The sequence below is a fragment of the Brasilonema sp. UFV-L1 genome, assembly GCF_012912105.1.
Lineage (GTDB): Bacteria > Cyanobacteriota > Cyanobacteriia > Cyanobacteriales > Nostocaceae > Brasilonema.
On record NZ_QMEA01000010.1, the window covers coordinates 75689 to 90206 of the forward strand.

Below are 14518 nucleotides of genomic sequence, written 5' to 3' on the forward strand. Positions count from 1 at the left end.
AGAATATCATGTTGCTCATCTGCATTTATCAAAGCGTAGCGACAAGTTCTTTCAACGCCAAACCACCATCACGAAAAACAGACCACCCATCACCCACTAGTACAGCCTCGATATCACTCAACTGTGCTAATCGTTGAACTGAAGCAACAGCTTGTTCGCGATTGGAAAGTTTGTCATTAGGTAATATCATTAAACTCCCTGCTTTGTGTGCTCGTACCAAATCTCCTGTAATCAGAGTCGTTTGTTCCAAAAGCAGTGCTAACTCGCCTGGTGTCTTTGAACCATGTAGTTCTATAGCTCGCAATCCTGGAACTAATTCTTCGTGATCACAAAGCCAGCGGTCGCACTCAATAGGAAAATGACTTTGTTCAGCAGCCGGGGCTGCAATTTGAGCACCTGTCACATGTGCGATTTCCTTCGCAGCACGTACGTGATCTGAATTGGTAATCACAATCCAACGAACACCACCCAAGGAATTGAGGTGTTCGTAGTCGTGGGATGACAGAGACAATGGGTCAATCAGAATGTTACCGTTTGGACGAATCCAAGCAATACTATTGAAATCTATATTGCGTTCTTTATTAAACGATGACCATCCGTATAAGTCATAACGATGTAGAGATTTCATCGAAAATTTTGTTTAGTCAATTTAACGCTACATAGAGTATATTTATCATAAAAAAAGTTAAGGTCTGATGATATTTAGATTAAGTTTCACTTGGTTGTGCCTCGACTTCATGAAAAGGAGGCACAGCCTCTAGTAGATTCCTATGCAGAGCATAGGAACGAGTTAGTACTGTGAAAATTTAGCACTCAGTAAACAATAGTTTACTAATTTCCTCGACGGTACCGTTCAAAATTCTTGATTGCCATAACTAAACTTATTTTCATGCGTGTAAAGGCTTCGACCAAACTGCCGATTTCATCGTTAGCCTCTTTCTCGAATTCTGCATCCATCTCACCAGTACTGACAGCTTCTGCAACTCGGACGACACGTTTAATAGGTCGTACAACATAGCGCTTCAGCCAGAAGTTAGCCATGTATATGGCGATCGCAAAAATCAGAGTTACAATTCCCATCACCAAAACAAACGATTGCTGAGCTTTCTGCAAAACTTGACTAGCAGGAATAGAAACTATCTGAACGCCATTAATAACATTCAACTTCCACCCAAATCCATTTTCTTTTCCATATTTCTCAATCATGTTCTTGGGAGCAGCTTCTGGTGTGCTGTGACATCTCAAGCAACTAGGGTCAGTGATAGCTAAGGGACGCGCAATGTAATAGAATCTTTCTCCATCCAAAGAACGGTATCCTGACAATTCTTTGAGATTCTTGTCTTTCTGAAGGTTTTGTATAACTGTTGTTTCATAGCTATCAGCTTTATCTCGAGGATTTGTTGGATTCAGCATAGCCTCTTTATAGAAATAATTTTTATAAGCATCGTTGTCATTTCGTAGCTTTTCAAAAATTCTTCGTGATGAGTAAGACGGAATAGCTTGTGCTGCAAATTCATCATTTTTTAAGCGTTTTTCCAATTCAGGATTGACTTCTTCATTTGTGTAAGAACGGATAGAGTTTATAGTTCTAAACAACAACCACGCATTTGAACTAATTTCATTTTGAGCTTTGTAATTTAGGATTTTAGCCAAAGCTATACCACTAAAAGTAATTCCGACAATAAATATAATAAGCAGTAAAATAGTGAGCTTTTTGGCCAAGTTGAAATTGTTAAAATTTAAGGAAGACTGTCTCAGCATAATTATTGAAATCCATGAATTGAAATGAACAGTATTTACTTAGGGTGTATGGACGCAAAGTGTTACGTCCATACAGCAGATGTAGTAGAATAACATGAAATTTTTCTTACCCTTTTACACCCTACCACTCTGAACTTTCAAATCAACCGAGGCTTAGTGTAATAAATGTCCTTCACCAGGGAGTAGTGCCTTGTAACTACTTGTTTGTGTGACTTTCCCTGAAAAAAAACTCAGTAAGACAAATGTGATAAAGGCAAAACCAGCACTGGCATAAAAGACACCTTTGATTCCCAATACACCAAAACCTATGCCTGCAAGAGCCGGACCAACTGCTCTTCCCACAGATTGTAGTGTGACATTTAATGCCATGAATGCAGCGCGATTATTTTCTGGGGCAAGTCGTGCAAACATAGTTTGCATAGATGGCAGTCCAATTCCAAGAGCCGCACCAAATAGAATCATTGGGAGCAGTAGTAACCACACGTTATGAATAACAGGAATCATCAATAGCGCCAAAGCACTAGTCACAAAACAAACTTTGATGAGCGTTGTTTCTGAGAGTTTACGCGTAAACAATCCCAATTGAGAAGCGAAAAAGGCAAGAGACAGTTCCATGATGGCAAGGAGAACGCCAATCACAGCACCAGAAGCACCCAGAGAATTAGCTGCCAGAAGTGGAACGCAGATAAAGCAGGCTCCAAATTCTAAAATGAACAAAGAAAGTACCGCAAACATCAGCCCAATAACTTGACGATTATTGATGCTGCTCCAAGTATCTTTTAGATAAGTGTTGAGATGGAAATGACTAGCATTGCTTTGCTTTTTGGGTAGCTTCAGTTTTGTGGACACTAACACTGCGAGTGGGATGGCAAGAAGCGATAGAACAAATGTGTATCGCCAGTTTAATTGTGCTAATCCACCACCAATTAGAGGATATACTGTTGCGCTAATACCAATCATACTGGCGCTAAGTGCCATAGCAGTCGTTAGCATTTTTCCACTGTATAAGTCACCAATCATCGTGAGTGATAAAGTCTCTAAACTAGCAGCACCAATACCTTGTAAAAATCGCCACTCTAAAAGGCTACGAAAATCTTGAGCAAAGGCGCTTAAAGTTCCACCTAGAGCGAATAGCAGCAAAGAAGGAACAAGTATTTTTTTTCTGCCAATACGGTCAGCTAAAACCCCAAATATTGGCGTCCCAATCGCAATAGGTACAAGAAAGCTTGTCATGATCAGTCCAATTTGCTGGGGTGAAAGGTTAAAAGATTTTCCTATAGTTGGCAGTATTGGGTTTAGAGTCATGACCCCTAAAACTGATACCAGCGTTACACCAATGGTAATGTAAAGATTTTTATCTTGATAGATGTTGTTTACACTTTTGTGGTTAGATTTCATGATGACGAAACTCCTTTATTTGTATGAGTATTTTTTGAATTTTGAATTTTCTCAAAGGGGCTAAATCTTTGACGAAAGTCTGTTAAGTGGAACTATTTATTCCTAGGGGGTGGAAAGAAAACTTATGCATTCAGTGAAGTGAAGTATAGAAATCCTGTCTGATTTTGAGAAAAGGATTTCAGATAAAACGCTTATAAAACAGGCTTTTCAGTCTCAGTATGTTTTCAAAAATCTTTGGAGGAGTCCTATATTTGTTAACTGACATCTCGCATCATTCTCAACAAGACCTAAAAAACCGGGTAACTGAGGCGAGAAATTAAGGTAAGGCTTGTGTCGTCATTCTCAAGAAACTCGCGCTTTTTGATGCTGGTGCAAGATATAAGTACAGGACTTACGCAAAATAATGAAAAAATAAACCGCATTAGCGTTAGCTCCGGCCCCTCGAACGGGGCTAGCGTGTCCGTTAGCGCAGCGTGCCCGCAGGGCATAGGACATAGGACGCGCTCTTCGTAGCGTGCCCGCAGGGCATAGAGCACGGAGCGCGCAGCGTGCGCCCTTGGCGCATAGTTAAGAGGGTTTAAAAGGGTTTTTGCGTAAGTCCTAAAGTAAACAGAAGACCTAAATTATCCCATAGTCGTAGGGTGCGTTACAGCGCTTTGCTATCACGCACCCATGCTACAAGTTGGATATTTTTTTATTGGAAGTCCTTAAACCAATTTAGAACTCCCTTTTTTAGTCATGTCTACTAAGCAAGTTGAAAGATGAACGATACCAAATCACGTTTGCCAAAACTGAGATGAAGACCAGGTTTCAACTTGTACCAAATTCCAGGTAACATAGGAAACTTATTAATATAAGTACCATTAGAGCTACCCAAATCTTGGATGTAATAATCCATGCCATCAAAGCGAATTTGAGCATGAACCCGCGAAACATATTCGGAATTGGGTAATGTCAAAAGATTTACATCAGGGGGGATACGTTTATTTGGCTTGCCGATATGAATGACTGAGAAATTTTCTGGTAGTTCAATAATTTGATGAGTTTGAATATGTAGTAATTGTGGGACTGCTTGTTGTGCGATTGTGGGAGATTCAACATAGTCATGCAGAGTTTCTGGCTCATCTTCAATGAGTGGCATGTCAGTGCTGAGTGTCCGCTTTTCAGTTCTTAACAATGTATGAAAGACGACAAGTGAAAGAACAGAAAAAATCGCGTTGATATAAAAGACTGATGGTGTTCCCCAATTCCCATCAATAAAACCTGCTAGAAAAGGACCTAGTGTTTGTCCGATTGATTGAACCGTTGAGTTCACCGACATAAAACCAGCCCGAGATTCTTGTGCTGCAAGTCCTGCCAGCAATGCTTGAATCGATGGAAAGGCAAGACCTAAAGCCGCACCTAATAACAGCATTGGGATGAACAGCAACCAAACATTGTGAACTGTGGGGATCAGAAATAACGCCACAGCACCGACAAGGAAAGAGATTTTGATGAGCTTGATTTCTGAGAAATGCCGAGCGAAAAATCCTAATTGGGAAGCAACCAAGGCAACAGACACTGCTATGCTTGCTAGAAGAACACCATTGAATTGTTCTGAAGCACCGAGAAACTTTTGTGCAAAGATAGGGACGTAAGTTAAGCAGGCTCCAACTTGGAGTATGAAGTGGGACATAACCGCAAACATCAGCCCAAGTACCTGACGATTGTTAATGCTGCTCCAGGTATTTTTTAGATAAGGTTTGAGTTGAAAATTCTCAGCGCTCTTTTGTTGCTTTGGTAGCTTTAGTACTACTAACACTAACAGTGCTAGTGGAATAGCAAGCAGCGATAGCAACAACGGATATCGCCAACTCAACGCGCCGATGACTCCACCAAGGAGAGGAAAAAGTGCCGAACTCATGCCAATTAAGCTGGCATTCGCTCCCATAACAGAAGTTAGCTTTTTCCCTGAATAAAGGTCACCGATGAGAGTCATTTGCATAGACTCTAGGCTTGCAGTACCAACACCTTGTAACAATCGCAACCCTAAAAAGCTAGAAAAATTTTGAGCAAAACCACTTAAAGCACCAGCTATTGCAAACACCAATAGTGAAGGAACTAGAACTTGCTTTCTACCAAAAGTGTCAGCTAGAACTCCAAATATCGGAGTCACAATTGCACCTGGTAGCTGAAAGAGTGTCGATGCCCATGAAACTTGTTCGCTGGAAACGTTGAAAAACTTTGCTATCGTTGGCAATGCAGGGTTAATAATGGTTCCCCCAAGAATTGCTATCAACGTTATGAAATTGATGATGTAAAAGTTTTTATCCTGGTATATTTTAGTTTTACTTTTACCGGTAGAGCTGATATAAGAGGAACTCATCTGTTTTCTCTGGTAAATATTTTTCTAATGTAATTACTACAGTGAATTTTTCGTTTTTCCGATAATCAGACCAGATAAAAAGTCAGAAAAAGTCAGAACATAGTAGGATTTTTAGAAAAAGCCAGAAAAATCAATTGAAAAGTTACCGAACAAAGGCACAGGGCAAAGAAGCCAGCGATCAAAAGCGGGTTTCCCGGCTTTTAAGCCCTAGAGCTAGCGCCTGGCTTCAGATTCAGGGAGCGTGGTGAGTAGTTTACTTAAGAAATTCAGCAAGCTGTTCCAGCTTCTGCCAAGCGAGCCCACTTTGGAGAATTTCCTTAGCGATGATCACAGCTTGAGAAAAAGTTTGATAATGATCTTCATCGTCTGGCACTGCTTCACCTACATACAATGCGAACGCTGCATTCAGAGCAACCACATCTTGCTGTGCTTGAGTGCCTTTTCCTTGAAGAACAGCTTTGAGAATTTCTGCATTCTCTTGGACATCCCCACCTCGTAGTTCAGTAATGGGAGTGGGGTTTAAACCCAGTTCTTCTGGAGAGAGTGCAAGCAAGTGTATTTGTTGGTTTGACACCACAGCCAAGTCAGTTTTATCTCCCAACCCCGCTTCGTCTAATTTTTCGCGTCCATGAAGTGTAACTGCTCGGCGAGTCCCCAGTTGATTTAGAACCTTGGCAAAAGTCTCTATCAAAGCTGGAGAATTGACACCAATAACTTGTCCTGTTGGTTTTAAGGGGTTGATTAATGGACCTAGTAGATTAAAAATTGTACGTACTTTCAGTGTTTTTCGCAAAGGAGCAATCACTTTGAGAGCCGGATGCCAATCAGGTGCAAATAAGAAAGTCATGCCAACTACGCTTACAGCTTCTTGAGTCTTCTCAAGATTTGCTTTGAGATTGATGCCCAAAGCTTCTAACACATCTGCTGAGCCAGTTTTTCCAGATGCTGAACGATTGCCATGCTTAGCCACTTTCACCCCAGCAGCAGCAGTCACAAAAGCGACAGCTGTGGAAATATTAAATGTTGATGCTCCATCTCCTCCTGTACCGCAGGTATCTACAAGCGGTGAGCTACCAACAAGAAAATCTCGTTGCGTAGGTTTGATTGATTGAGAGTATAGAACCTCAACCATACCAAGTAACTCTTCGGCCGACACTCCTTTTGCCTGAATTGCTGCTAAAATACCACCCGATAAGACCGGGGGAATCGCTTCTTTTAGCCAACCAGACATTAAGTTGGATGCTTGAGACACCGAAAGTGATTGACGATCTAACAGTTGCTGCAATAAGGCAGACCAATGAGAGAAGTCTTGATTGAATGGATTTGTGTCAACATTAGCTGTTATCATAGCTTAAAATATGCACAATTTTTACGAATGTTTCGTTAGTTTAGTCTGAGTATGTTGTCATCGTTGGAATTTCATGACAGACAAACATCTGAAAGATGTCTGAAATTTCAGATCAACGAAGTACGTAATTTTTTGTTGGCTCCCGGTTAGTTTTACAGAGAAAATTATCTCATATTAAAGTTGTGCTAAACCAACTGCAAAGACTATTTCTCAATAAGTATTGAGCGGAGCACGAGTTGCTTTCATTGTTCTGCAAGTATGATTGCTGCTCCCGAGGACTACCTCTTTTGACTTGTGCTATCAGCCTTTATTTGGTCAAGATTAACCGAATAAGTTGTTCAACAGCATGAGTCCTAAGATAGAAAGTTAAGATACATTGACTATTTGAACATTTCAGTATAATTATAGTTAATGTGTGGGTAACACAGCCTAATTCAATCCAGTCTTGTTGTTAAAAAACTTTAAAGCTGGATGAGAAGCGGAGGAACCAATGTATTGGGGCGAATCTTGAATGGAGAGACACCTTCCAGTCTTAGCCCGTCAGCTAACTCCGTCGGCATTGGAAGGAGTACCTATGGCATCTGCTGATTCTAAGCTGTTGTCTCCAGGTCCTCCTAGCTGGTATGACTGTCAAAACTGACAGTACAAATATCTATTTGTTGATGAAAAACGTAGGGGATATTCTGCATCTTTTGTGGATTCAAAAGTTAAAAGTAAAAGAAAGGTGTGCGTCTCTACTAGCAATTTCCTCTACTAAAAAATCAGCTACCAGCTAAAGGTTAAAGAACAATTGACGTGAAATTTCTTTTCTAATAATTCAGGAGAACCTATGCCGATCAAAAATCAGACTTTCTATACTGATGAAGTTAACTTTTTTCCAGAACATCAGTTCAAGTTAATTGGAGAGTGCGCAGGAAAAAAACTTTTATTAATTGGTAGAACTAAGGCATACAATGATCCAATTGTGGCAACAAGTCAGACTGACGAGCCGAGTCAAGAAGATTTGTATGCTTATGATCTATACGAGTTGATGAAGTTTAGCCACGAACCAGTTACAATCAATGAAAGAATTTAAAATTTCTTTCATACATCAGTTTGAATGATTGTTTATGAGTTCTGCACTTGATTACGAGCAGATTGCGCATCTTTACGATTCGTATTTACGTTTCACAGCTGATCTGCCGTTTTTTCTTCAAGAGTGTGAAAAGATTGATGGTTCCGTACTTGAATTGATGTGCGGTACTGGACGTATCTCTATTCCACTTTTGTCAGCGGGTGTAAACTTAACATGTGTGGATGCCTCCCCAGCAATGCTTGCCCAACTACGTCAGAAACTGGTAGCAAGCGGACTGAGTGCTCATGTCGTGCAGGCTTCCGTCACTTCCCTCAACTTGGAATCAACATTTGATTTGGCTTTGTTACCTTTCCAAAGTTTTCATGAACTGCGTACCGAAACTCTTCAAAGGAAAGCACTTCATGAAATTGCTCAAGCACTGAAGCCAAATGGACGGTTTATATGTACACTACATAATCCTAGAGTACGCCTGGAGTCTATTATCCAGGGTTCAACTCACTATGGTCCTTTTCCCCGTGTGGATGGAGTCGGTTCTGTCAGCGTATCAGTAGATCTTAACTATGAGCCAGAAACTGGAATTGTCAGAGGATGGCAGACGATTTCTGAGTTAGATTCCACAGATCGAATAGTGGTAGAACACCGACTAGCTATCCAGTTTTCACTCATTGAGTTTGATGCTTTTAAGGAACTTGTACAGTCAGCTGGTTTCGACGTTGAAGAGGTGTTTGGGAATTATGATTACTCTCCGTTTGTCCCACAGACAAGTCCGTATATCATTGTGTGTACTCGCAAGCTAAACACCTAATTATCAATAGAAATTATTAAATTATTAATTGAAAAAGTGATTACTATACTTGTATGCTCGGTCAAAGTACATTATATTTTTGGCAATTCTCTCATGTCAGTCCAACATGGCTTTTGACCGCAGACTAGATACATTTTCGCTAGCAGCTCTGCTAGTATCAGCTCATTATGGTTTGGGATTTGTTTTAGGAACCGCTGAGAAATCCCTCACTTTAGGTACTGCTGGCAGCCTCTATGCTGTCTCCCTTGGCTTGGGTACAATTGTTCTGTTAGGACTGGCAAAGTTTTACTGGAGACAAGCAGAGCAAATTTGGACATTGCTAGGTTCTGCGTATGGAGATGTGGTAAAAGTTTTTGTAAGCTTGATGTCTTGGTCATCACTGATTGGCATTGAAGCTGTTCAGTTGATTTCTGGAGCATTTATCCTCAAGGTTTTCGGAATACCTACTCTCCCCACGATGGTTGTTTTGGCTATCCTGTTTGCAATCATTTCCCTACTACCAATAGAAAAAGCAGGCTGGATATTGCGAGGGTTACTGGTTCTGAATTTCTTGGCTTTGCTTTATGGACTGTGGGCTTTACACGCTTTTGGTGATTACTTGCGATCGCCTATAGAATTTGCCCAGTCACTTCAACATGTCAGCTTGCCAACCACAGTGGGCATTTCACTGCCTACAATTCTGCTAGTACTTATAGATATGAAGTATCAGCAGTTTGTTGTCCAGGCAAAAGATCTGCAGAGCTTATATCGAGGATGTACGTTAGCAGCAATTTTGATACTACTGCTTGCTTTGTTGCCTTCAACAGTTGTCGTGGCAGCACACAATGCAGGAATTTTGCCTGTTGGCATCGATGGTAAAGAAACTCTTCCATATATCTTAGCCTGGATTGGGGGTGGTACCCAGAAACCTTTAGGTATTGCTCTGATTGTGTCTTTACTAATTCCAGCATTAGGTCTTGGCAGCAGTATCCTGCGTGTACAAAGCAAGACTGTTTTGGACTTCAACATTTTGCCTGCATCTGTCTGGAGTCGCATATTTGTTACGACTGTGAATACTCTTTTTGGTCTTGCAGTTGCTTTTAAAGGTGGAGAAATTATTAATTTAATTGTATACTTTTATGCAGCATATGTTGGAGGTGTGTTTGTTCCTTTTGTTGCTTATTTAGTTGCTCAGACAGAGCGGTATAATTTTTCAAAAACAAGCGTAAAGCTATCTTTATTTGTCAGTAGTTTTTCGTCTATCGGATTATTAATTATAACACTTATTAACCCCAATTTTAGTTTATTGAATAGCGTAGAATTGGGCATTATGGGAATAGGAATTTTGTCTGGGGTTTTCTTTTTGTTGGTTGGGGAGCTATTAGAAAAGTACTTCTTAAAATCCGAAGTAGAAGAGAAAGTGTAAACCACTCAGCTTTGCCGACGGGCTGAAGGCGGGGCTTCGCCAGGATAAATGAGACTACCTTGGATGACTGGAAAGCAACGAACCAAGAAATAGAAGAAGTGGCGTGCAAGTTTATCTTCGCGAATTGTTATAACCCACAATTTGCCAGCATCGTACTACAAGCACAAGAAGAAGACCTTCTTTGGATGCAGTGCCAGGTAACGAAAACGTAGAAACCGCAATACTTCGTGGAAAATCACTTGTTTGCGAATCTTTACAATTCTGTGTAAGCCTGTTGGAGTCGATGGGGGAATCTCTTCCCCACACCTCTCCTTCAAAACCGTGCATGTATCTTTCGACTCACACGGCTCCTCAATGACTTGGTGTTTTGTCAAACATACCTCATTACCCATTCGTCCTTGGATTTTTTCAATCTTTGGAGGGCTTAGGCGCGGTGATATTACAACCGTCTTTGTTGCCGTGACTACAATCGTTAGCAGTCTTTGTATCGTGGCAATATCGATGGAGAAGTTGCAAGTTTGTGAGAGTATCTTTTCCGCCTTGTGAGCGAGGTAAGATATGGTCAACTTCCCATACATCCTCATCTTTGAAATAATGTCCGCAGTTGGTACACTTTCCTTTTTGTTTCTTCAACAGAGTTGCTACTCTTGTTGTCAATTCAGGATGTTTACCTAATCTAGAACCCCAATATGCCCAGTCACCGTCAAAAGGACTTCTACCACCTTGTACCTTAATATGGTACACAATGGCTTGCTCCGTGTGTTTTCGCAACTTGAGAAGATTCTTATCATCCATAGTGCTGAAACACCAATTGTCCTTACCCACAGTATGCCAATATTTCTGATTGGTTTTATGGGCGTTTTGTTCGGAATGACGGAATTTAGCCCAAGCTCTCAATTGCTGATATACGATGTAATCAGCTTTTGAAAAACTACGTTTACTTGACACAGTAGCGTAGTAATTAGCCCATCCTCTAATGACCGGATTTAAATGTCCGATAAGCGCCGCTTGTGGTGCTGACTTATGGGCATCAATAATACTACCTATTTTCTTGATATGTCGTTGTAATTTTTCGGAGCTTGGAGTGATGATAGTCGTGAATCCTAATGGTTTCCCGGTAGTGCCATGACTACTCCGGTAATTACCTACAGGGTATTGTCTAACATGAAATCCGAGAAAATCAAATCCCACGTTATTCTCATATTTATCAAGAGTATGAGATATTCGTGTTTTGTTAGGTTTCAATTCTAAACCCATGCCGTCAAGCCATTCTACTATTACCTGTTTACATTTTTGGATGATGATTATGTCTTCATGAAGAACGACAAAATCGTCCGCATATCGGATGAAGTCAGGAGTACGAATCTTGACTCTTTTCCCATTAACTTTTGGTTCAGTAACCGGGAAGGATTCCGCTATTTGGTTTTCTAATCCATGAAGGGCAATGTTCGCTAAAAGTGGTGAAATCACCCCAGCCTGCGGTGTACCTTCAAGCGTTGGAAGCAGTTGTTTTGAGTCCATCACTCCCGCTTTTAACCATGCTTTTATTTGACGTTTCATGGTAGGGAATGTGTTCAGTTTTTCTAGTAGTGCTTGATGATTAATGCGGTCGAAACATTTTGATATGTCCGCATCTAACACATATTTGGCTTTTTGCTTTATGGCGCTAAAAATTTGCCCAATTGCATCATGGCATGAGCGTCCTGGTCTGAATCCAAATGAGTTTGGCTCAAAACGAGCTTCCCATTCTGGTTCTAATGCCAACTTGACTAGTGCTTGTCTTGCTCTGTCAGAAATTGTGGGTATTCCTAATCCCCTTTTCTCCTCGCTTCCTGGTTTGGGAATCCATACCCTTCTGGTTGGAGATGCTTTATCATTTAGCTTCAAGGTGTTTACCAGGGCTAGTCGGCATTTTGGGGACAACGATTTGATGCCATCCACACCTGCCGTCTTTTTCCCACAGTTATCTTGTGTAACCCGTCTGACTGCAATACACTTGGCTGACCAAGATTTCATCAACGTTTTTTGGAGTCTACGAACTGCTTTCAAATCACCACGAATTGAGGCTTTGTAGATTCGTTTTTGCAACTTAAAAACTTTCCTTTCTAGCTTTTGCCAAGGAATTGTTTTCCATTCCACCGTAGTCTTAGAACTCGTTTTAGGCATATATATTGCTACTAACAACTCTACATTCCAAATCATCGTGGGTCTGTCAGCGTCTACCTGTCATTACGACAGGTCAAATAGCTTCTGACCCAATCCTTCCCCTTCACTACATACGGTTAGTACCTACTTAATGAATCGACCTTCATCAAGAGTATGTAAAGGGGTTACTTCGTTCCATATAATCATTGATTGAGTTTTTAGGGTGATGCTATTCACCGGGTTTACGGTCAGTGCTTGTTAGTCACCATATAAATTGCTAACGACCAATCCCTTGCCTTTGGCTTAGCCTATTAACCGACTTAGGCTATTACTGTTAACGATGATTCAGTCACATCTTCCTGTTCGTACCCATGAACTCGTGCTTGAAGGGATTCTCGGTTCGGTTCCGGGTTACCTCCTTTTATCCCCGCTTCAATTCTTTGATAACTAGTCTGGTGGGTTGGGGGATATGCTGTCACCACTGCACCTGTGGGATAGGACTTGGCTTCTATCGCCTCACCTATATGATTATACAGTTGTCAAGGTAATTATTTTTTTTACCTAGCGGCTAGTCCTCCAAATCCTTATTGGGACTGGTTTGTAGCCAACGAATCGCACTATATGTTACAGTTTACAAGTCTGGACGCGAGAGAAGATTCCTACTCACATTTCCAAAACAACAAACTTCACAATTAACTTCCCTTCCATCCACATCCAAAACCCAAATCACCCCAACCATGGGGAGATGTCCCTGGGGGGCATTTGTGGAGAAGGTTAATTCCTTGTAATACAGCCATTGTTTGATCCAAAACATTCCTTTGCGCCAACCCACGCGATCGCTAAACTTTTCGTAGTCTTTACCCACGCTTTCCCAAATGCGTTTTTGCACACTAAAGCCAAAGTGCCCAGCACTGTATTTTACCCAAAGTTGGTCAATCGTGTGTAGGTCAGTGCAGGGAAAGCTTTCGATGGATTCAGGAGAGAGCCAGCCTCCTTTTTCTGTGCCAGTTGCTTTAAGCATGACAGCGAAAGTTTCCTGATCAGCTTCTTTCCACTGTCCTGCTTTTAGGAAATTTCGCAATTGGGTGTAGTTTACACCACGTTCACTGCTGAGATTATCACCTGAATCATCTCGTTGATTTTGCGGGGTGTTTTGAGTTTGACTTTGTGGGATCACCTTCACAGTTGGCGCTGGCTTCTGCCCACTAATGCCCCAAATTAGCTGTTCCATTGGATCGGGTTGTTGTTGGCGAAAATCAACCCAGTGAAAACTCCTTATGAACCTAGGAACGCTGTCTATAAGTTCTTGAGGGCAATCAGGCAATATAACCAATCCCATACGAAGCTGGCGTTTAGCGAATTCTACCAGAAACTCTCGCATTTCAATATTTGCCCACGGTCCTACTCCTGATGAACCAATGAATACGGCTACAGCCTTTATCTGAGGAATAATTTCTTCTAGTTGATCCTGCCAAGGTCTAAACGGCTCAAAATCATACTTATCCAGCCAAGCTAAAATACCTTGCTGCTTTAGCTGCTCCCTAATTCTTTCTACGTGTTGTTTTTCTTTGCTGTTATGACAAAGGAAGACATCATAATTTTGGGATGTGGTCATACCTCAGCTTTTCTCTACTACTTGTCTACACCAGCAATAATTGCTAAGGCATTTGCATATTGCTCCAAATCCCTTCTCAACGCTTCCAACTCAGCCCGCAATCTCCCTTCTTGCGACCAATTGCGCTCATGCTCTTTTAGACTCAAGTGAGGAGGACGCTGTGCTTCCCATGTCTGCAACAGTGGATGCCATTTGGCAAGAAAAGGACGCAAACCCTTATTCAGCACCGCTATAGCAATACCTCCCACTGACTCGCGGGATGCACCAACATCTGGTCCAGCTTGTTTGAGGACTTCCCGTGTTATGCCAAATAAACTATATAAAGATGTCAGCGCCTCACGCAACAGTCCTTCGTCAACTTCCAGAGGTTGAACAGCAATACGGGTAACAAGTTCAACATACAACGACCATGCAGCCCGACGCTCACTTGGATCCGCTTCCCATTCAGCGGAACCGATGCCAAAAGGAAGGCTGACAGATACTTTTTTAAACTTGGCGGGGTCTATTTTAGGCATGAGTTTGTTGTCAGTAATATATAGTTGCTTGTTTTAGCTTAAGCAGCAGAAGCCTCTCGCTCACCCGAAGGGGAGCGATGAGATGA

At 41.4% G+C, this 14518-nt stretch carries 12 protein-coding genes and 1 riboswitch; of the genes, 3 read left to right on the forward strand and 9 right to left on the reverse strand.

The features are described 5' to 3' along the window. Window positions 1-28: 28 nt before the first annotated feature. The 5 genes from DP117_RS05420 to trpD all read right to left on the reverse strand — a co-directional run bounded on the left by DP117_RS05420 (window position 29) and on the right by trpD (window position 6872). Window positions 29-628, reverse strand: a complete 600-nt coding sequence (locus DP117_RS05420; RefSeq protein ID WP_169217307.1) for an MBL fold metallo-hydrolase — start codon at window positions 626-628, stop codon at window positions 29-31. Window positions 629-831: 203 nt separating this feature from the next. Then, complete coding sequence (locus DP117_RS05425) at window positions 832-1653, reverse strand: DUF3365 domain-containing protein (RefSeq protein ID WP_248277534.1); 822 nt, start codon at window positions 1651-1653, stop codon at window positions 832-834. Between the two features lie 261 nt (window positions 1654-1914). Further along, complete coding sequence (locus tag DP117_RS05430) at window positions 1915-3159, reverse strand: MFS transporter (protein WP_169217309.1); 1245 nt, start codon at window positions 3157-3159, stop codon at window positions 1915-1917. Window positions 3160-3904: 745 nt separating this feature from the next. Beyond that, window positions 3905-5524 carry an MFS transporter gene (locus DP117_RS05435; RefSeq protein WP_169217310.1) on the reverse strand — a complete coding sequence of 540 codons (1620 nt, stop codon included), beginning with the start codon at window positions 5522-5524 and terminating at the stop codon, window positions 3905-3907. Window positions 5525-5777: 253 nt separating this feature from the next. After that, window positions 5778-6872: an anthranilate phosphoribosyltransferase gene (trpD, locus tag DP117_RS05440; RefSeq protein ID WP_169217311.1), complete on the reverse strand. Its 1095-nt coding sequence runs from the start codon at window positions 6870-6872 to the stop codon at window positions 5778-5780. A gap of 455 nt (window positions 6873-7327) precedes the next feature. Beyond that, window positions 7328-7446: riboswitch (cyclic di-AMP (ydaO/yuaA leader) on the forward strand. A 255-nt stretch (window positions 7447-7701) separates the two neighbouring features. Here trpD and DP117_RS05445 point away from each other — a divergent pair. The 3 genes from DP117_RS05445 to DP117_RS05455 all read left to right on the forward strand — a co-directional run bounded on the left by DP117_RS05445 (window position 7702) and on the right by DP117_RS05455 (window position 10157). Beyond that, window positions 7702-7947 carry a hypothetical protein gene (locus tag DP117_RS05445; RefSeq protein ID WP_169217312.1) on the forward strand — a complete coding sequence of 82 codons (246 nt, stop codon included), beginning with the start codon at window positions 7702-7704 and terminating at the stop codon, window positions 7945-7947. Window positions 7948-7981: 34 nt separating this feature from the next. Then, window positions 7982-8752, forward strand: coding sequence for a class I SAM-dependent methyltransferase (locus DP117_RS05450; RefSeq protein WP_169217313.1), 771 nt, complete (start codon window positions 7982-7984; stop codon window positions 8750-8752). A 106-nt stretch (window positions 8753-8858) separates the two neighbouring features. Continuing rightward, window positions 8859-10157: a hypothetical protein gene (locus DP117_RS05455; RefSeq protein WP_169217314.1), complete on the forward strand. Its 1299-nt coding sequence runs from the start codon at window positions 8859-8861 to the stop codon at window positions 10155-10157. 408 nt (window positions 10158-10565) lie between these two features. Here DP117_RS05455 and ltrA read toward each other — a convergent pair whose 3' ends face one another. The 4 genes from ltrA to DP117_RS05475 form a co-directional block, all read right to left on the reverse strand. After that, entirely contained in the window at window positions 10566-12359 is a 1794-nt protein-coding gene (gene ltrA, locus DP117_RS05460) for a group II intron reverse transcriptase/maturase (RefSeq protein ID WP_211175931.1), read from the reverse strand. Between the two features lie 263 nt (window positions 12360-12622). Further along, the gene (locus tag DP117_RS05465) at window positions 12623-12781 is read right to left on the reverse strand and encodes a hypothetical protein (protein ID WP_169217315.1); all 159 of its coding nucleotides are present in this window, start codon (window positions 12779-12781) and stop codon (window positions 12623-12625) included. Window positions 12782-12933: 152 nt separating this feature from the next. Further along, window positions 12934-13917: a GUN4 domain-containing protein gene (locus tag DP117_RS05470; RefSeq protein ID WP_211175932.1), complete on the reverse strand. Its 984-nt coding sequence runs from the start codon at window positions 13915-13917 to the stop codon at window positions 12934-12936. Window positions 13918-13934: 17 nt separating this feature from the next. After that, a complete protein-coding gene (locus DP117_RS05475) occupies window positions 13935-14432 on the reverse strand; it encodes a hypothetical protein (protein ID WP_169217316.1) in 498 nt (165 codons plus the stop codon). Between the last annotated feature and the right edge of the window lie 86 nt (window positions 14433-14518).